The organism is Phaeacidiphilus oryzae TH49 (assembly GCF_000744815.1).
Taxonomy (GTDB): domain Bacteria; phylum Actinomycetota; class Actinomycetes; order Streptomycetales; family Streptomycetaceae; genus Phaeacidiphilus; species Phaeacidiphilus oryzae.
This window is the reverse complement of record NZ_JQMQ01000005.1, coordinates 2,142,843-2,162,554: the sequence shown is the minus strand read 5'-3', so window position 1 is coordinate 2,162,554 and position 19,712 is coordinate 2,142,843. Positions and strand designations below refer to the sequence as shown.

Here is a 19,712-nt window from a genome sequence, read left to right as displayed (position 1 = left end):
CGGCAGACTCGTGGGCATGCAGAAGCTCTCCCTGGAAGCCGGGGCGCGCGAGCACCTGGAGCGCGCGTCCGCGGCCAAGACCGGCCGGAGCGCCGAGACCGTCTACGGCGGCCACGAGCACGTCCTGCGGCAGACGCTGATCGCCCTGCGCTCCGGCACCGCGCTCTCCGAACACGAGAACCCCGGCGAGGCCACCGTCCTGGTGCTGCGCGGCCGGGTGCGCCTCCGCAGCGGCGACGAGAGCTGGGAGGGCAGTCCGGGCGACCTCCTGATCGTCCCTCCGGCCCGGCACAGCCTGGAGGCCGAGGAGGACGCCGCCGTCCTCCTCACCGTCGCCGTCCAGCCCTGAGCGGCCGCCCCGGCCGGTTCATCCGGTGGCGGCCTCCGTGCGCCTGCCGCCCCTGCGGCGGCGGGCCGAGCGGATCCGGTCCGGGAGGCGGACGACGCCTCCCGGCAGGGCGAAGACGATCACCACGAAGAGTGCGCCGAGGAGGAACAGCGGCTGCGAGAGCGGGACCCGCAGCACCGCCGGGAGCCCGGCCACCCCGGTGGAGTTGGCCAGATCGCCGAGCCGCTGGTCGGCCCAGGTGTAGAGGACGCCGCCGAGCAGCGGCCCCCAGCGGCTGCCGGAGCCGCCCAGCACCACCATCACCAGCAGCGAGAGGGTGAAGTCCGAGGTGGTGGTCTGCGGGGTGGCGCCGCCGGTGAGGAGGAGGTAGACCACCCCGCCGAGCGCCGCCAGCGCCCCGGAGAGGACGAACGCGGCCAGCTTGAAGCCGTGCGGCCGCAGCCCCAGCACCTCCACCCGCAGCTCGTTCTCCTTGATCCCCTCCCACACCCGGCCGATCGGCGAGCGCAGCAGCCACTGGACGACGGCGAAGGTCAGCACCACGTAGGCCAGGGCGATCCAGTAGAGGTCGGCGGTGTGGCCGATGCCGATCAGCGCCGCCGGCATCCGGTCCGCCGGGGCGGCCAGCCCCTCCTCGCCGCCGGTGGCGCCGCCCGGGTCGCGGGTCACCAGGATCGAACCGGCCTGCGCGAAGGCGAGGGTCACCATGGAGAAGCCGATGCCGGTCACCCGCAGGCTGACCGAGCCGAGCACCGCGGCCAGCAGCACCCCGGCGGCCAGCCCCAGCACCGCCGCCGCGGCGAACGGCAGGCCCGCCCGCAGCATCAGCACGTCGGTGACGTAGGTGCCGGTGGCGAAGTAGAGGGCGTGCCCGAAGGAGAGCAGCCCGGTGCGGCCGAGCAGCAGGTCGTAGCCGGTCGCCAGGCCGCCGAACACCAGGCAGAGGGCGATCAGTTGGAGGTTTCCGGCGCTGCCGATCGGCCCGTCCAGCAGGCCGGGGAGGGGGACCGCGCTGTAGGGCGCGATGAGGAGGACGAGCAGCAGCGGGGCCGGCCACCACCGCAGCCAGCGGCGCCCGCGCGCGGTTCCGCGCTCCTCGGGGGAGGGGGCCTGGGCCGGCTGGGGGTGGTCGTGGGCGCGGTGGTGGTCATGCGGGCCTCCCGGTGAGTCCGCGCGGCCTGACCAGCAGCAGGACGGCGAGCAGGATGACGACGGACAGATCGCCGAGTCCGGCGCTGGTGTAGTGGTTGGCGAACTGCTGCACCAGGCCGACGAGGACGGCCGCGCCGGCCGCGCCCGCGATCGAGCCCATCCCGCCGGTGACGACCACCACGAAGGCGAAGATCAGCAGCGAGGTCCCCTGGCCCGGGTCCACCGAGCCGAAGTACAGCCCGCCGAGCGCCCCGCCGAGCCCGGCCGCCGCCCCGCCGATCGCGAAGACCAGGGTGAAGGCCTTCCGGACGTCGACGCCGAGGGCGCTGACCATCGCCCGGTCCTCCACCCCGGCCCGGACGATCAGGCCGTGCCGGGTGCGGCCGAAGAAAAGCTTCAGCGCGGCCAGCACCGCCACCGCGGCCACGATCAGCACCAGCCGGTCGACCGGGATCCGGGCGCCGAGCAGCCCGAAGGTGCCGGAGAGCGCCTTCGGCCCGGGGAAGGTGTGCGGGTCCGTCCCCCACACCGCGGAGAGCAGCGCGGGCACGGCCAGCCCGACGCCCACGGTGGCCAGGATCTGCTCCCGCGGCCGCTCGTACAGCGGCCGGATGACGGCGAGTTCGAGGAGCACCGCGGCCGCGGTGCCGACCGCCGTGCCGAAGAGGACCGCGAGCGCGAAGCCGGCGCCGGAGGCCCCGGCGCCCGGCAGGTGGCCCGAGGCGGCCCACCAGGTGGCGTAGGCGCCGATGGAGAGGAGGGCGCCGTGGGCGAAGTTGAGGATGTCCATCAGCCCGAAGATCAGGGTCAGTCCGGAGGCGATCAGGAAGTAGAGCGCGCCCAGTCCCAGACCGGTGGCGGTGAGCAGCACGACGGTGGCCATCAGGCCGTCCCTCCCTTGGTGCCGGCGGTCTGTCCGACGCCGAGCAGGCGCCGGGCCGCCTCGGCGTCGGCGAGCAGTTCCCGGGCCGGGCCCTGGTGGGCGGTACGGCCGTCGGCGATCACCGCGCAGTGCGCGGCCAGCCGCCGCACCAGGGCGAGGTTCTGCTCGACCAGCAGCACCGGCACCGCCTCGGCCGCCCGTTCCAGGGCCTGCGCCACCTCGGTGACCACCTTCGGGGCCAGTCCCTTGGTCGGCTCGTCGGCGATGATCAGGCGGTTTCCGTTGAGGAGGGTGCGGCCGATCGCGAGCATCTGCTGCTGGCCGCCGCTCAGCGTGCCGGCCGGCTGCTGGGCCCGCTCGCGCAGCTCCGGGAAGAGCTCGTGGACCAGCCCGTAGGCGGGGCCGCCGCCGTCCGGTCCGGGGCCGGGACGCTCGGCGAGCCGCAGGTTCTCGGCGACGGTGAGCCCGGCGAACACCCCGCGGTCCTCTGGCGCGTAGCCGATCCCGCGGCGGACGAGCCGGTGGGTGTCCAGGCGGACGGTCTCCTCCCCGGCGAAGCGGACGCTGCCGGTGCGCGGGACCAGGCCGAGCACCCCGCGCACGGTGGTGGTCTTGCCGGCGCCGTTGCGGCCGAGGAGCGCGGTGACGCCGCTGGGGGCCACCGCGAGGTCCACGCCGTGCAGGATGTGCCGGCCGCCGATCACCACCCGCAGGTCCGCGACCTCCAGCAGGGCGCCGCTCACAGCGCCTCCCCGAGGTAGGCCTGCTGCACGGTGGCGTCGGCCGTCACGGCCCGCGGGTCGTCCAGCGCGAGGAGGGTGCCGTGGTGCATCACGGCCACCCGGTCGGCGAGGCCGAGGAGGACGTCCATGTGGTGCTCCACCATCAGGACGGTGCGGCCCTCCTCCCGGTGGAGTGCGCCGATCAGTTCGGTGAGGGCGGGCACCTCCTCGGCGCTGACGCCGGCCATCGGCTCGTCGAGGAGCATCACCCGGGGGTCGCCGACCAGCAGCACGGCCAGCTCCAACTTCCGCTTCTCGCCGTGCGAGAGGGCGCCGGCGAGGGCGTCGGCGCGGCCGGCGAGACCGGTCCGCGCCAGGGCGTCGCGGACCTCCTCCCGGTAGCCGGCGGCCCGCCGCCAGATCCGGTACGAGCCGCCCTGGGCGGCCTGGGCGGCCAGCCGGACATGGTCGGCGACCGACATCCCCGGCCACAGGCTGGAGGTCTGGAAGGTGCGGCCGAGGCCGAGCCGGGCCCGGTCGTGGGCGGGGCGGCCGGTGAGGTCCGCCCCGTCCAGCTCGATCCGCCCGGCGGTGGCCTGGACCAGGCCGCTGACCACGTTGAACAGCGAGGTCTTGCCGGCCCCGTTCGGGCCGATGAAGGCCAGGAACTCGCCCTCCCGCACGTCGAATCCGACGTCCTCCAGGATCACCGCTCCGCCCACGGACCAGCCGACGCCGCTGAGCCACAGCACGGGGGCGGCGGTGCCGCGCTTCGGCGGCGCGTGGGTGGGCGCGTGGGTGTCCGGGGTGCCTGCCATCGGGTCAGCTCCCCATCTGCTTGGTCGGCGGGGCGACTGCGTTCATCGGAAGGGACTTCACCAGGACCGGCTTTCCGCCCGTCAGCTTGGCCTGGAACATCGGCTGCAGCAGGGCGTGGTCGGCGGCGCGGACCTCCTCGGGGCCCTTCACCCCGTCGAAGGTCCAGCCCTCCAGCGCCTTGATCATGGCGTCGGTGTCGGTGGCCGAACCGGACTTGATCGCATGGACGATCATCTGGGCCGCCGTGAAGCCGTCCGGGCTGAACAGGTCGGGGGTGCCGCCGGCCTTGCCGATGCCGTCGATCATCGCCTTCTCCACCGGGTTGCCGCCGCCGGCTCCCGGGAAGTAGTGCGCCAGGAACGCGATCTTGGCCGCCCCCGAGCCGAAGATCGGGTACGAGGCGGTGCCGGCCAGGCCGGTCACCACCTTGCTGGAGTCCAGCACTCCCTGCTGGTCCAGTGCCGTCCACAGGGCCGGGGCGGTGGAGCCGGCCCAGGCGACGAAGACCAGGTCCGGCTTGCCGGAGCCGGCCTGCTGGGCGAAGGGCGTCAGATCGGTGGCGCTGGGCGGCGCCAGTACCGAGCGCACGGTGGCGCCGCCGGCGCCCAGCACCTGCTTCACCGCGGCGACGTTGGCCTGGCCGAAGGCGCTGTCCTGGGCCAGCACGGTGATCCGCTTGCCCTTCACCGAGCCCAGCATCGAGCCGGCGGTGAGGATGTCCTGCCAGGTCTGCCGCCCGGAGCGGAAGGTGTAGCGGTTGATGCCGGTGACCGCGTCGGTGGCGGCGGCGCCGCTGATGTACAGGGTCTGGTTCTGCGCGGCCAGCGGCGCCAGCTGCTCGGCGACCCCGGAGTCGGTGGTGCCGGCCAGGATCCGGTCGCCCTTGCCGATCAGGTCCTTGGCCTCGGCGACCGCCTTGGCCGGGTCGCCCGCGTCGTCCTCCTCGGTGACCTGGATCGGGTGCCCGGCCACCTTGCCGGTGCCGCCGGTGGCGTACGCCAGTCCCGCCTTGAAGCCCTGCTCGTACTGGGCGCCGTAGGAGGCGAGGAGGCCGGTGCGGGAGTAGAGGAGACCGACCTTCACCGGCGCCGAGGCGGACTCGGAGGCACTGGAGCCGGTGGAGCCGGCAGTGCCGGCCGCGGCACACCCGGTCAGTCCGGCGAGGAGGGCGGAGGAGGCCAGCAATGCGAGGGTGCGGAGCTGTCTGGGGTTTCTCGGCGGGCGCATGGTGGGCGGCTCCAGGTGTGTCGCCGGCGAGCGAGGCCAGGCGGTGACGAAGGGTTAGGCGCCAGAAACTAAGGACGCGTCAGCCGCGCCGGTATGTGGCCGGGCCCCGTAATCCGCCCAGGAGGGGTGGCGGCCGCCACCACCCCGGGTCGCCCGGCTGCGATGACGCCGACATGTCAGCTGACGATATGTCAGCGGACGTGGAACTGGCGGTCCCGCACATATCCCCGCGGAAGCCACCGGTCCCATTCTGCGGGGCGGGCCGATTCCCCACCCAGGAGTTCACCATGGCACCTTCCGCTGGAAGACCCCCCACCCGACGACGGCTGCTCCGCGGCTGGACGGCGCTGCTCACCGGCGTCCTGCTGCTGCTCGGCGGGCTGACCGCGGCCTCGCCCGCGCAGGCCGCGAGCCTGACCCAGGTGACCGGCTTCGGATCCAACCCGGGCAGCCTCAACATGTACAGCTACGTCCCCGACAACCTGCCGGCCAACGCGCCGCTGGTGCTCGCCCTCCACGGCTGCACGCAGAGCGCGAACGACTACTACAGCCACTCCGGCTGGCCCAAGTACGCGGACCTGTACGGCTTCGCGCTGGTCTTCCCCGAGCAGCCCTCGCTCACCAACCCGATCGAGAACTGCTTCGACTGGGGCACCCCGTCCAACGACGGCCGCGGCAAGGGAGAGGCGCTGTCGATCTACCAGATGATCCAGTACGCCGAGAGCAACTACCACGTCGACCCGAGCCGGATCTACATCACCGGCCTCTCCGCGGGCGCCGGGATGACCGCCGACCTCCTCGCCGACTATCCGGACGTCTTCGCCGCCGGCTCGATCGACTCCGGCCCGGCCGCGCAGTGCTCCACCACCGGCATCACCAACACCAACTGCACCTCCGGAACCACCAGCAAGACCGTCCAGCAGTGGGGCGACCTGATCCGCGGCTCCGACTCCGGCTACGCCGGCCCCTGGCCGCGGGTGGCGATCTGGCAGGGCAGCTCGGACACCACGGTCAACCCGGCCGAGCTGACGTACAACATGGACGGCTGGACCAACGTCTGGGGCATCGGCCAGACCCCGTCCAGCACCCAGACCCTGACCGGGGGCACCACCGAGAACATCTACAACGACGGCAGCGGCAACCCGGCCGTGGAGACCTACTCCGTCTCCGGGATGACCCACGGCCTCGCGGTCAACCCCGGCTCGGCCACCGACCAGTGCGGCACCACCGGCACCTACTATCTCAACACCATCTGCTCCAGCTACTACACCGCCCAGTTCTTCGGCCTGGCGCAGGGCGGCGGGGGCGGCGGCACCGGCGGCCTCGCGGCCCCCACCGGGGTGACCGTGACCGGCACCACCGGCAGCAGCGCCTCGCTCAGCTGGAACGCCGTCTCGGGCGCGGCCGGCTACGACGTCTACCGCAACGGCACCCTCGTGACCAGTTCGCCGGTCACCGCCACCAGCTATACCGACAGCGGGCTGAGCGGCGGCACCACCTACAGCTACACGGTGGCCGCCGTCGACTCCTCCGGCACCGTCGGGACCAGGTCGACCGCGGTCAGCGCCACCACCACCGGCGGCGCCGCGCAGTGCTTCACCGACAACAACTACAACCAGGTCGCCGCCGGCCGGGCCCACCAGACCCTGGGGGAGACCTACGCCAACGGCTCCAACCAGGACATGGGGCTGTACAACCTCTACGTCACCCACACCCTGAAGGAGACCTCCGCCGGCTACTACGTCATCGCCGACGGCACCTGCTGACCGCGGGCCTACGGGGGCCGGCGCAGGCGGCGGCGAGCCGCCGGTGTCGGCCCCTCGCCAGGGCGCTGACCTGGATTGTCCGTTGACCTCGGGCGAACGGACGTGCGACGGTGAATGCGCGCCCCGATGACCGTTCGAGACGCACAGGGGAAGTGGAGGCAGACCGCTGTGACCTTCGGACAAGACGACTCCCGGCCGGCCATGGAACGCAGCCTGACGCCGGATGAACTAGAACTGTTCGAGAAGGAGTTCGCGGCCCGGCCGGCCAACCGGCTGATGCAGAACGCCGTCACCCAGACCGCGGTGGACGACGTGGCCCTGGACCGCCGGATCCTCACCGGCATCGACCACTCGGTCTCCCACCAGCTGGACGACTGGAAGGTCACCAACCAGAAGCAGAGCGGCCGCTGCTGGCTGTTCGCCGGCCTCAACCTGCTGCGCGTCGGCGCCGCGCGCAAGCTCGGCGTGAAGGACTTCGAGTTCTCCCAGAACTACCTGCTGTGGTGGGACAAGTTCGAGCGGGCGAACCACTTCCTCGAGGCGATCGTCGAGACCTCCGACCGGGACGTCGACGACCGCACCGTCGCCCACCTCCTCTCCGACCCGATCAGCGACGGCGGGCAGTGGAACATGTTCGTGGCGCTGATCGCCAAGCACGGCCTGGTGCCGAAGTCGGCCATGCCGGAGACGAACAGCTCCTCGGCCACCCGGTCGATGAACCGCGACCTGCAGGCGCTTCTCCGGCAGGGCGCCCGCGACCTGCGCCGGCTGGCCTCCGCGGGCGCCGAGGCGCAGCGGCAGCACAAGCGGGAGGTGCTGGCCGCGATCCACCGGGTGCTCAGCATCCACCTCGGGACGCCGCCGCAGAGGTTCCTGTGGCAGTGGCAGGACAAGGACAAGGAGTTCCACCGCGACGGCTGGCTCACCCCGGCCGAGTTCGCCGCCGCCTACGTCCAGCTGCCGATCGACGAGTACGTCTGCCTGGTGCACGACCCCCGGGAGAGCAGCCCGGTCGGCCGCACCTTCACCGTCGAGTATCTGGGCAACATCGTGGACGCCCCGCCGGTGGTCTACCTCAACGCCGAGATGGACCTCCTCAAGCGGCTGGCCATGGAGGCGGTCGTCGGCGGCGAGCCGGTGTGGTTCGGCTGCGACGTGGCCAGGATGATGCGCTCGGACGCGGGGGTCTGGGACGCGGAGCTCTTCGACTACGCGTCCGTCTACGACGCGCCGTTCACCCTCGACAAGGCCGACCGGCTGCTCCACCACGAGACCCAGATGACCCACGCCATGCTCTTCACCGGCGTGGACGTGGTGGAGGGCGCGCCGCGCCGCTGGCGGGTGGAGAACAGCTGGGGCGAGGACCGGGCCGACAAGGGCTTCTGGACCATGAACGACTCCTGGTTCGGCGAGCACGTCTTCGAGATCGCCGTCCGCCGCTCCGCGCTGCCCCCGGAGCTCTCCGCCGCCCTCGACCAGCCCCCCATCGTCCTTCCTGCCTGGGACCCGATGGGCGCGCTGGCCGACTGAGGCCGGCGCCCCCACGGTTCGGCCCGGAGGGCCGGCCCCAGGGGTGCGGGAAACAGCGCGGCTGGGCGGCTACGGCGCCGCCGGCGGCATCGGGGCCCGGGTTGCGACCCGGGCCCCGTAGCCGTCTGGCGGCACGTCAGCGGCCGGTCGCGCTGTTCCCCGCGCCCCTGAGGGCTCGGCTCTTCGGGCCGTCTTCCGTGCGGTTCCGCACCCTCCGGCGGCTCGGCGCACGGGGTGGCGTCTTGCGGAAGTCCCGGGGTCGACCCGCCGGGGTGTTGCTCCCCATGGTGGGCGCTCGGGTGCTCGGGCAACGGTCGGGGGCACATGACCGGGCTGCTTCGGGGGGTGCGGGGCGGGGCCGTGGGGGTGGGGCGGGGCTGAATGGGTGGTGTTGGGCGGGGCGTTCGGGGCAATCGGCGTGGCGGTCGTGGCGGTTTCGGCGTGGGAGGCGCAAAAGATGATCCGACCGACCGCCGGTCACCGCGTGTGAAGGCACCCCCTTGGAGGGCGTATGCCCGTCAGGTCGAGACTCCTGTCGGGGCTGGCGCATTCCCTGGTGCTGATCCTGCTGCTGCCGTTGTTCTCCGGCGCCACCGCGCCCGCCGCGCCCGCCGTGCCGGGATCGGTGGACTGCGCCCACGGAGTGCCCGGTCTGTCGGTGAGTACGACGACGCTCGGTGCCGCAGCGCGGACCGGCGCCGCTCGGACGGCGGTCGTCAGGATCGCCGATCGCGGGTCGCAGCGGTTGGACGGAGTGACGGTCCGTCAGGAGCTGGGGCGGGAACTGTCGCTGGGGCTGAGGCCGGCGGGCGGGGCGGTGGCCGATGCCGGGAAGGTCGCCCTTCGCGGTGGAGCGCTGGTCTGGGCGGGCTCGCTGCACCCGGGGCAGGTGGCGACCGTGCGGTACCAGGTGGCGGGCGCCGCCCCCCGCGCGCGGGAGCTGACGCTGCCGACCAGGGCGGGCAGTGCGGTCTGCCGGAAGCCGGGCGCCGGCCCGCGCCCGCGCAGCGCCGCCCCCGTCCCTCCACGCGGATCCCCGCCCCTCGCGCCGCCGCCCGCCCCGCGCCGCCGCGCGGCCCCGGGCCACCGCGGTGACCTCGCCGCAGGTGACCGTCCTCGGCTATGCCAACAAGCCGAACAGCGCCGACTCGGAGATGCGGCTGGACCTGGAGGTCACCGTCCCGGCCGGCCAGCTGCCGACCCTCGTCGAGTACGACGCGAACGGGGACGGGATCATGGACGTGATCAGCAGCCGCGTCTACGGCCCCAGCATCAACAACGACTACCAGATCCTGCAGATCGTCCACGACGGTCCCAACGACCACCTCTACATCGCCATGCGCGGCGACGCCGCCTTCGACACCCCGGTCTGCCCCAGCCACCCGGTGACCCTCAGCGCGCTGCTCACCTTCGCCTCGGGGACGGTCACCGTCCCGTTCACGCTGGACGTGCGCGCCTTCGCCGCCTGCGCCCTCGTCGGCCGCCCGCTGATGCGGCTGCCCTACGACACCGCCTGGCCGGGCACCAACCCCAACAGCCAGGCCGGCTTCGGCTGGGTCACCACCGACACCGGAGTGGTGACCAACCCGATCTTCGTGCTGGACGCCGACAACCCCAACTTCGTGTCCACCACGGCCTCCCCGGACTGCGGGATCACCGACCAGGTCTACTACCAGTGGGTCAAACAGGACGGCTCGCCCACCAAGCTGACCCCCAATCCGGTTTCGCTGTCGGTGACCCCGCACCACAGCAATGTGGCCTACTCGACGGTCCTGGGCACCCAGGACTTCACCGCCGACGGCCCCGGCTACTACAAGCTCCTGGCCTGGCCGCAGGCGAGCAGCAGCCCGATCGGCACCGACTGCTCGACCCGCACCTGGACCCCCGGCGACACCGCCAACGCCTTCCAGATCGGCTCGGTCCTCTTCGCCAGCACCACCCAGGCCACCCTGACCAAGGCCTTCAGCCCCTCGACCGTCCCGGTCGGCGGCACCAGCCGGCTCACCTTCACCGCGACCACAGCCGCCGGCAACACCGGCCAGAACGACATGGGGTTCACCGACACCCTGCCGGCCGGCCTGGCGCTCGCCCCCGCGCCCAACGCCACCACGGACTGCGAGGGCGGCACGGTCAGCGCCTCCGGCTCCACCGTCTCGCTCTCCGGCGCCTCGGTGGGGCCGGGCCCGGCGAGTTGCACGGTCTCGGTCGATGTCACCACCGCGCCCGGGATCCTCACGCCGACGACCTGTCCGGACGCCCGCAACACCAACGGCCCGGACCAGGTCAGTGATCTGACCCCCAGTCTGGCCCTCGCCTCCGACTTCGGCGCCTGCCTCACCACCTCCGGTGGGATGACCATCACCAAGAGCGCGGACCGGACCGAGGCCAGACCGGGCCAGGACGTCCACTACACGATCACGATCAGCAATCCGACGCCCGGTCAGGTCGATTCGCTGGGGATCACCGACGACCTCTCCGACGTCGTCGACGACACCGGCCCGCCGACCGGTATGACGGCCACCTCCTCCGCCGCCGGCTCGGTCGACCCGCCGACCTACGACTCCTCCGCGCACACCCTGCACTGGACCGGGGACGTACCGGCCGGGACCCCGGACTCCCCGGGCACGGTGACTCTCGGCTACACCGTGCGGGTCTCCGACCCGGACACCGGCAACGCCTCCCTGGCCAACACCGTCACCTCGGACAACCAGGTCTGCGTGGCCGGGGACCCCGCGAGCATGGCGGCGTCCTGCTCGAACACGGTGGCCGTGCTGGAGCCGCAGGCCGACCTGAGCATCACCAAGCAGGCCGACCGCACCGGCCCGATCGCCCCCGGCGAGACCTACGACTACACGGTCGCCGTCCACAACGCCGGGCCGTCCACCGCGAGCGGCGTGCTGGTGACCGACGACCTGCCGGCCGGCCTCTCCTTCGTCTCCTCCGTCGACGGCTGCACCGCGAGCGGGCAGATCGTCAGCTGCGGCCCCGAACCCACCCTGGCCGCCGGCGCGGACCGGAGCTGGACCTTCACCGTCAAGATCGCCTCCTCCTACACCGGGGACGGCAGCGACCTCGGCAACACGGCCAAGGTCAGCTCCGACACCGAGGACCCGGACGAGTCGAACAACACCAGCGCGGTGGCACCCCCGCCGACCCCCATCACCCCGTCTGCCGACGTGGCGATGGAGAAGACGGTCTCCCAGACCCCGCCGGTCGCGGGCGACCGCACCACCTTCACCCTCACCGCCACCAACAACGGGCCCTCGGACGCCGCCGGGGTGGTCGTCACCGACGTCCTCCCGCCCCAACTGGCCTTCGTGGACGCCGCCCCGGCCGGCTGCACCGCCGCCGGACAGACCCTCACCTGCGTCCCGGGCACCCTCGCCGCCGGCGACTCCGTCCAGTACAGCGTCACGGCCGAAGTGGCTCCCTCGGTCCTGCCGGGGACGCTGATCACCAACAGCGCCTCGGTCACCAGCGACACCCCCGACCCGGACACCGCCAACAACGACGACACCGCCACCTGGCCCGCCTCGGCCGCCGGTGCGGACCTGTCGATCACCAAGACCGGACCGGCCTCGGTGACCGCGGGCCGGAACGCGGTCTTCGAGGTCACGGTCACCAACCACGGCCCCTCGGACGCGCAGAACGCCCTGGTCACCGATGTCCTCGGGGACGGTCTGAGCTATGTCTCGGACACCGGCGGCTGTACCGCCGCCGGCTCGGTGCTCTCCTGCCCGGTGGGCAGCCTGGCCGCCGGCGACTCGGCGGTCTTCACCGTCACCGCCGGGGTCGACCCGGCGCTGACCGACTCCGACACCGTCCACAACACCGCCTCGGTGACCGCCGACACCGACGACCCGGTCCCGGACAACAATTCCGCCGACACCGGGCCCATCCCGGTCCAGGTCGACTCCGACGTGTACGTGGACAAGGGCGCCCCGGCCGTACCCCCGGTGGCGGGGGAGGACACCGTCTTCACCCTCAAGGTCGGCAACAACGGCCCGTCCACGGCCACCGGGGTGGTGGTCACCGACCCGCTGGCGGCGGGCCTGAGCTTCGCCGGCGCGGACTCGCCGGACTGCGGCGCCAGCGGCGGGACGCTGACCTGCACCCCGCCCGGGGGAGTACTGGCGCCCGGTGAGGCGGTGACCTACACCGTCACCGTCCGGGTCGGCCCCGCGGTCACCGCCGGGACCGTGCTGACCAACACCGCGACGGCGAGCAGTTCCAGCGCCGACGCCGACCAGTCGAACAACACCTCCACCGTGTCCTGGCCGTCCTCGGAGGCCTCCGCCGACCTCGGCATCACCAAGACCGGTCCGCCCTCCGCGATCGCGGGCGAGACCGCGGAGTTCACCGTCACGGTCACCAACCACGGCCCCTCGGACGCGCAGAACACCGTGGTCACCGACACCCTCGGGGACGGCCTGACGTACGTCTCGGACACCGGCGGCTGCTCCGCCGCAGGCCAGGGTCTGACCTGCCCGCTGGGCACGCTGGCCGCCGGGGCCGTCACGAGCTTCACCGTGACCGCCCGGGTCGCCGCCGACTCCACGCCCGGCAGCACCGTCCACAACGCGGCGGCGGTCGGCTCGGACACCCCGGACCCGGTGGACGCCAACAACTCGGCGGACACCGGCCCGATCCCGGTCGAGGCCCAGGCCGACGTGTACGTCCACAAGACCCCGCCCGCGGTGGCCCCCACGGCCGGTGAGACGGCGGTCTACACCCTGGTGGTGGGCAACTCCGGGCCCTCCACCGCCCGCGGCGTGGTCGCCACCGACCCGCTCGCCCCAGGGCTGACCTTCGTCTCGGCCGACTCCCCGGACTGCGCGGACAGCGGCGGGACGGTCACTTGCGTCCCGTCCGGCGGCGGCGAACTGACGGCGGGTCAGCAGCTGACCTACCACATCACCGTCCAGGTGGCCGCGGACCTGACCGCCGGCACCGAGCTGTCCAACACGGTCACCGCGACCACCACGACCCCGGACACCGACCAGTCCAACAACACCGACACCGTCGTCTGGCCGCTCGCCGCCACCGGCGCGGACCTGGCCCTCGCCAAGACCGGACCGGCCTCGGTGACCGCCGGCGAGCCCGCCGAGTTCACCGTGACGGTCAGCAACCACGGCCCCTCGGACGCGCAGAACGTCCAGGTCACCGACACCCTCGGGGCCGGTCTGGCGTACGCCTCGGACACCGGCGGCTGCTCGGCCGCCGGGCAGGTGCTGACCTGCCCGCTGGGCACGCTGGCCGCCGGGGACGCCCACACCTTCACCGTGACGGCGACCGTCGACTCCCGCCTCACCTCGGCCGACACCGTGCGGAACACCGCGACCGTGGACGCGGACACCGCCGACCCGGACCCGTCGAACAACTCGGCGGACACCGGCCCGATCCCGGTCACCGCCCAGGCCGACGTCTACGTCGGCAAGGCGGCCCCGGCCACCGCGCCGGTCGCCGGGCAGACGGCGGTCTTCACCGTCATGGTCGGCAACGCCGGCCCCTCCACCGCGTACGGGGTGCTGGTCACCGACCCGCTGGCGCCCGGGCTCTCCTTCGACTCGGCCGACTCCGCGGACTGCGCGGACAGCGGCGGCGCGGTCACCTGCGAGCCGCCGGGCGGCGAGCTGGCACCCGGCCAGGAGATCACCTACCACCTCACGGTCCGGCTGGCCGCGGACCTGGCCGCCGGCACGGTGCTGTCCAACACCGCCACCGCGACCAGCGGCACCGAGGACACCGAGCCGGACAACAACAGCGCCACGGCGACCTGGCCGGTCTCCACCGCGGGCGCCGACCTGGCGATCACCAAGACCGGCCCGGCGACGGTGACGGCGGGTCAGGACGCCGTCTTCACCGTGCTGGTGACCAACGACGGCCCCTCCGACGCGCAGAACGTGCGGGTGACCGACGCCCTGGGCGTCGGGTTGAGCCATGTCTCGGACACCGGCGGCTGCACGGCGGCCGGGCAGACGCTGACCTGCCCGGTCGGGACGCTGGCGGCGGGGGACTCGCGGAGCTTCACCGTCACGGCCAGGGTGGACCCGGGGCTGACCTCCGCCGACACGGTCCGCAACACCGCGACCGTGGCCTCGGACACCGCCGACCCGAACCCGGACAACGACTCCGCCGACACCGGCCCGATCCCGGTCTCCGCCCTGGCCGACGTCTACGTCCGCAAGGCGGCCCCGGCCGGCGCGCCGGTCGCCGGGGAGACGGCGGTCTTCACCGTCATGGTCGGCAACGCCGGGCCGTCCACCGCCCATGGCGTGGTGCTGACGGACCCGCTGTCGCCCGGCCTGAGCTTCGTCTCCGCCGACTCCCCGGACTGCTCCGAGAGTGCCGGGCATGTGCAGTGCCTGCCTCCCGGCGGGGAGTTGACGCCGGGGCAGGAGCTGACCTACCACATCACCGTCCGGGTGGCGGCGAACGTCGCCCCGGGCACCACTCTCTCCAACACCAGTTCCGCGACCAGCGGCACCGAGGACCCGAACGAGGCCGACAACACCGCCCACGTGGACTGGCAGACCTCGACCTCGGGTGCGGATCTGGCGATCGCCAAGACCGGTCCGGCGTCGGTGACGGCGGGCGGGGAGGCGGTGTTCACGATCGCGGTGAGCAACCCGGGTCCCTCGGACGCGCAGAACGTGCGGGTGACCGACACCCTGGGCGCCGGGTTGAGCCATGTCTCGGACACCGGCGGCTGTACGGCTGCCGGGCAGGTGCTGAGCTGCCCGCTGGGCACGCTGGCCGCCGGGGACGCCCACACCTTCACGGTGACGGCGAAGGTGGACCCGGGGCTGACCTCCGCGGACACGGTCCGCAACACCGCGACCGTGGCCTCGGACACCGCCGACCCGAACCCGGACGACAACTCCGCGGACACCGGCCCCATCCCGGTCACCGCCGAGGCCGACCTCTACGTCCACAAGACCGCCCCGGACACCGCCCCGGTCGCCGGGCAGACGGCGGTGTTCACCGTGGTGCTGGGCAACGCCGGACCCGCCACCGCCCACGAGGTGGTGCTCAGGGACCCGCTGACGGCCGGCCTGTCCTTCGTCTCCGCCGACTCGGCGGACTGCACCGACACCGCCGGCACGGTCACCTGCACCCCGCCCGGCGGCGATCTGGCGGCGGGGCAGGAGCTGACGTACCACATCACCGTCCGGGTGGCGGCGAACGTCGCCCCGGGCACCGTCCTCTCCAACACCAGTACGGCGAGCTCCTCGACTGCGGACCCGGACGGGTCGAACAACACGTCCCACGTGGACTGGCTGGGCGCCACCTCGGGTGCGGATCTGGCGATCGCCAAGACCGGTCCGGCGTCGGTGACGGCGGGCGGGGAGGCGGTGTTCACGATCGCGGTGAGCAACCCGGGTCCCTCGGACGCGCAGAACGTGCGGGTGACCGACACCCTGGGCGCCGGGTTGAGCCATGTCTCGGACACCGGCGGCTGCACGGCTGCCGGGCAGGTGCTGACCTGCCCGCTGGGCACGCTCGCGGCCGGGGACGCCCACACCTTCACCGTGACGGCCACGGTGGACCCGGGGCTGACCTCCGCCGACACGGTCCGCAACACCGCGACCGTGGCCTCGGACACCGCCGACCCGAACCCGGACGACAACTCCGCCGACACCGGCCCGATCCCGGTCACCGCCGAGGCCGACGTCCACGTCCTCAAGAGCGCGCCGGACCAGCCCCCGGTGGCCGGCCAGGACGCGGTGTTCACCGTGGTGCTGGGGAACGCGGGCCCGTCCACCGCCCACGAGGTGGTGCTCAGGGACCCGCTGACGGCCGGCCTGACCTTCGTCTCCGCCGACTCCGCGGACTGCACCGACACCGCCGGCACGGTCACCTGCACCCCGCCCGGCGGCGACCTGGCGCCCGGCCAGGAGCTCACCTACCGCATCACCGTCCATGTGGCCGCGGACCTGGCGGCCGGCACGGTGCTGACCAACACCGCCACCGCGTCCTCCGCCACCGCGGACCCGGACCCGGCGAACAACAGCTCGCACGCCTCCTGGCCGACCTCCGCCGCCATCGCGGACCTGGCCGTCACCAAGACCGGCCCGGCCTCGGTGACCGCGGGCGGCACCGCCGAGTTCACCATCACGGTCGTCAACAACGGGCCGTCCGCCGCCCAGAACGTCCGGGTGGAGGACGCCCTCGGCGCCGGGCTCACCCACCAGTCCGACACCGGCGGCTGCACCCCGGGCGGCGCGGGGCTGGAGTGCCCCCTGGGCACCCTGGCGCCCGGCGCCCGGACCTCGTTCACGGTGACCGCCCTGGTGGACGCGGCCGCGCCGGAGGGCAGCACCGTCCACAACACGGCCACCACCGACTCGGACACCGAGGACCCGAACCCCGCCGACAACACCGCGGACACCGGCCCGATCCCGGTCCGCGCCGACGCCGACCTGGCCGTCACCGCGACCGGCCCGGCCACCGTCACCGCAGGCGACACCGCGGAGTTCACCTTCCACGTGACCAACCACGGCCCCTCCGAAGCGAACGGCGTGGTGCTCCACCCGGAGCTCGGCCCGGGCCTCGGCTACCGGTCGGACACCGGCGGCTGCACCTTCGCCGCCGGGGCCCTCAGCTGCCCGCTGGGCGTCCTCGGGGCCGGCCAGGAGGCCTGGATCACGGTCACCGCCGAGGTCGATCCGGGCCTCGCCGCCGGCGACTCGGTGCACGCCGGGGCGACGGTCGGGGCCGCCACCCACGACCCGGACGAGTCCAACAACACCGCGGACACCGGGGCGATCCCGGTGGCGGCCGACGCCCACCTGCGGATCACCAAGACCGCTCCGGAGACCGCGCCGGCGGCCGGCTCGGAGTCCACCTTCACCCTCACGATCGGCAACAGCGGCCCCTCGACGGCCACCGGGGTGGTCGCCTCCGACCCGCTCGCCCCCGGGCTCGCCTTCGTCCGGGCCGACTCCCCCGACTGCACCGGCAGCGGGACCTCGATCACCTGCGTGCCGCCGGGCGGCGTGCTGACGCCGGGTCAGGAACTCACCTACCGGATCACCGTCCGGCTCTCCGCCGACGTGCCGCCCGGCACCGCGCTGTCCAACACGGCCACGCTGACCAGCGACACCGGCAGCCTGGACCCGTCCGACACCGAGACCACCGTCGAATGGCCGCCCAGCGTGGCCTCCGCCGACCTCGGCATCACCAAGACCGGCCCGGCCTCGGCCACCGCCGGCACCAGCGCCGAGTTCACCGTGCGGGTGGTCAACAACGGTCCCTCGGAGGCACGGAACGCGGTGGTCACCGACACCCTCGGGGACGGACTGACCTACCGCTCGGACACCGGCGGCTGCCTGGTCTCCGGCCGCACCCTCAGCTGCCTGGTCGGCGAGCTCGCGGTCGGCGGTGAGCGGACCTTCACGGTGACCGCGGACGTCGACCCGGCCCTGGCCGACGGCGGCTCGGTGGAGAACCGCGCCGAGGTCTCCGCGGACACCCCGGACCCCGACCCTTCGAACAACTCGGCGAGCAGCGGCCCGGTGCCGGTCCGCGCCGAGGCCGACCTCTCCACCCGGAAGACCACCGTCGGGGCGGACGCCGTACGGCCCGGCACCATCTTCGGCTACCTGATCACCGTCACCAACCACGGGCCGTCCGCCGCCCACGGCGTGGTGGTCAAGGACCCGCTGCCGAACGGCATCAGCTTCGTCTCCTCGCCGGACGGCTGCACCGCCGAGGGCCGTGCGGTGGTCTGCCGCACCTATCCGCTGCTGATGCCGGGCACCTCGCGGGCCTACCGGTTCACCGCCCTGCTGGCCGCCGGATACCGCGGCGACGGCTCGGACCTGGAGAACGTCGCCGTGGTCCACGCCGACACCCCCGACCCGCGGCCGTCGAACAACCACAACCAGCCGAACTCCGCGCTGCCGAAGGTGATCGCGCCGAGCGGACCGCGCCCGGCCGGGCCCCGGCCGCAGCTCTCCCACACCGGCGCCGGCGGGTTCGTCTCCCTGGCCGCCGAGCTCGGCCTGGCCCTGATCCTCGCCGGCGGGGTGCTGCTCACCGCCTTCCTCCGGCGCCGGAAGCAGACCTGATGACCCCTCGAATCCGCCCCTATCCGGGAGCCGCTGCCATGCCGAACCGTGCCCGCCCCGCCGCGCTGGCGTCCGCGCTCATCGCCGCCGTCGCGCTGACCTCCGTCCTCACCGGCTGCTCGGGCGGCCGCTCACCCTCCAGCGACAGCGCCGCCGGCAGCTCGGACGGGATGGCGGCGCTGACCGGGGTCAGCCAGGGGTCCTTCGAGGACGCCCTCGCCGCCCACGGCTGGAAGCTCGCCTACCGCAAGGTCGACACCGGCCACGAGACCCGGCGGGACCTGCGGATCGGCCGCGCCCAGACCGGGAAGCTGATCACCGAGGCGGTGGAGGCCGGCGACCTGCCCTCCGCCCCCGCCGAACTCACCTGCCAGGCCGTGGGCGCCGACACCGCGGCCGCCGAGGACTTCCTGAAGGCGTGTGCGGCGGCCGCGCCCGGCGGTGCCGGAACCGAGGTCGACGGCTGGCTCACCGCCGAGTTCGGCAGGGCCAGCAGCGGGACCGGTCACGAACTGCGCCAGGGCGGCGTCCGCTACCACCTGGCGGTCGCGCCCAGGCGCGGCCTCCATGTGCTGGACATGTCGGTGGCGGGGGACGCGCCGGCGTCCGCGGCCTCCGCGCCGGCCGGGTCCTCGGGCGGGAAGTAGCAGCGGCCCGCCGGCCGCCGTTCCCGCCGGCCGCCGCTGACCGTTTCCGCCGCCCGCCGCTGACCGTTTCCGCCGCTAGCCGGGGTGGGCCTCGCGCCAGGCCCGCATCGAGAGGTCCCACTCCGGCCCGTCCAGGGCGGTGAGGGAGGCCGGGAAGAGGCCGTCCTCCTCCTTGGAGATGTGTGCGTACAGCTCCTGGACGGCGGTCTCGAAGGCCTGCCTGCCGGCCGGGTCGTGGAGGTCCAACCCGGCCAGGAAGGCGTCGAGTTCGCGGTGCTCGCGCTCCAGGGCGGCGATGTACCCGGCGTACTCCGGGTCCTCGCGCATCACCGTGAAGAGGCCGCGCTCCTCGCCCTGCCAATGGCTGCGGAGCTCCGCAGCCATCCGCGGGACCAGCCGGGCGGCCTCGTCCACCGCCCCCCGGTCCAGCGCCCGCAGCGCCTTCCCGGCCAGGTCGGTCACCTCGGCGTGCTCTGCGATGAACTCCTTGATCAGGGGAATCTCCCGGCAGCCGCAGTAGTGGCACATGCCGGTGATTATCCGC

Annotated in this window: 11 protein-coding genes; 5 read left to right on the top strand and 6 right to left on the bottom strand. The window is 73.6% G+C overall.

Annotation, left to right across the window (positions count from 1 at the left end):
- Positions 1-16 precede the first annotated feature (16 nt).
- Entirely contained in the window at positions 17-349 is a 333-nt protein-coding gene (locus tag BS73_RS13635; RefSeq protein WP_037572166.1) for a cupin domain-containing protein, read from the top strand.
- 18 nt (positions 350-367) lie between these two features.
- Here the strand turns inward: BS73_RS13635 and BS73_RS13630 are convergent, their stop codons facing one another.
- The 5 genes from BS73_RS13630 to BS73_RS13610 form a co-directional block, all read right to left on the bottom strand.
- Positions 368-1,285 (bottom strand): branched-chain amino acid ABC transporter permease, encoded by a 918-nt coding sequence (locus BS73_RS13630; RefSeq protein WP_235215404.1) that lies wholly within the window; start codon positions 1,283-1,285, stop codon positions 368-370.
- Positions 1,286-1,496: 211 nt separating this feature from the next.
- Positions 1,497-2,384 (bottom strand): branched-chain amino acid ABC transporter permease, encoded by an 888-nt coding sequence (locus BS73_RS13625; RefSeq protein ID WP_037572164.1) that lies wholly within the window; start codon positions 2,382-2,384, stop codon positions 1,497-1,499.
- Positions 2,384-3,127 (bottom strand): ABC transporter ATP-binding protein, encoded by a 744-nt coding sequence (locus BS73_RS13620; protein ID WP_037572163.1) that lies wholly within the window; start codon positions 3,125-3,127, stop codon positions 2,384-2,386. The genes BS73_RS13625 and BS73_RS13620 overlap by 1 nt, the downstream gene beginning before the upstream one ends.
- Positions 3,124-3,924 (bottom strand): ABC transporter ATP-binding protein, encoded by an 801-nt coding sequence (locus tag BS73_RS13615; RefSeq protein WP_037572161.1) that lies wholly within the window; start codon positions 3,922-3,924, stop codon positions 3,124-3,126. The genes BS73_RS13620 and BS73_RS13615 overlap by 4 nt, the downstream gene beginning before the upstream one ends.
- A gap of 4 nt (positions 3,925-3,928) precedes the next feature.
- On the bottom strand, positions 3,929-5,152 hold the full coding sequence (locus tag BS73_RS13610) for a substrate-binding domain-containing protein (RefSeq protein WP_037572158.1): 1,224 nt from the start codon (positions 5,150-5,152) through the stop codon (positions 3,929-3,931).
- 287 nt (positions 5,153-5,439) lie between these two features.
- Between BS73_RS13610 and BS73_RS13605 the strand changes: the two genes are divergently transcribed.
- From BS73_RS13605 to BS73_RS13590, 4 genes are all read left to right on the top strand, one after another.
- Positions 5,440-6,918 carry an extracellular catalytic domain type 1 short-chain-length polyhydroxyalkanoate depolymerase gene (locus BS73_RS13605; protein WP_051939904.1) on the top strand — a complete coding sequence of 493 codons (1,479 nt, stop codon included), beginning with the start codon at positions 5,440-5,442 and terminating at the stop codon, positions 6,916-6,918.
- Positions 6,919-7,086: 168 nt separating this feature from the next.
- Positions 7,087-8,448 carry a C1 family peptidase gene (locus tag BS73_RS13600; protein ID WP_200886696.1) on the top strand — a complete coding sequence of 454 codons (1,362 nt, stop codon included), beginning with the start codon at positions 7,087-7,089 and terminating at the stop codon, positions 8,446-8,448.
- Positions 8,449-9,539: 1,091 nt separating this feature from the next.
- Positions 9,540-18,521: a DUF11 domain-containing protein gene (locus BS73_RS37355; protein ID WP_152617606.1), complete on the top strand. Its 8,982-nt coding sequence runs from the start codon at positions 9,540-9,542 to the stop codon at positions 18,519-18,521.
- Between the two features lie 38 nt (positions 18,522-18,559).
- Positions 18,560-19,168 carry a hypothetical protein gene (locus tag BS73_RS13590; RefSeq protein ID WP_037572152.1) on the top strand — a complete coding sequence of 203 codons (609 nt, stop codon included), beginning with the start codon at positions 18,560-18,562 and terminating at the stop codon, positions 19,166-19,168.
- A gap of 75 nt (positions 19,169-19,243) precedes the next feature.
- Here BS73_RS13590 and BS73_RS13585 read toward each other — a convergent pair whose 3' ends face one another.
- Entirely contained in the window at positions 19,244-19,696 is a 453-nt protein-coding gene (locus BS73_RS13585) for a hemerythrin domain-containing protein (protein WP_037572149.1), read from the bottom strand.
- Positions 19,697-19,712: the final 16 nt, after the last annotated feature.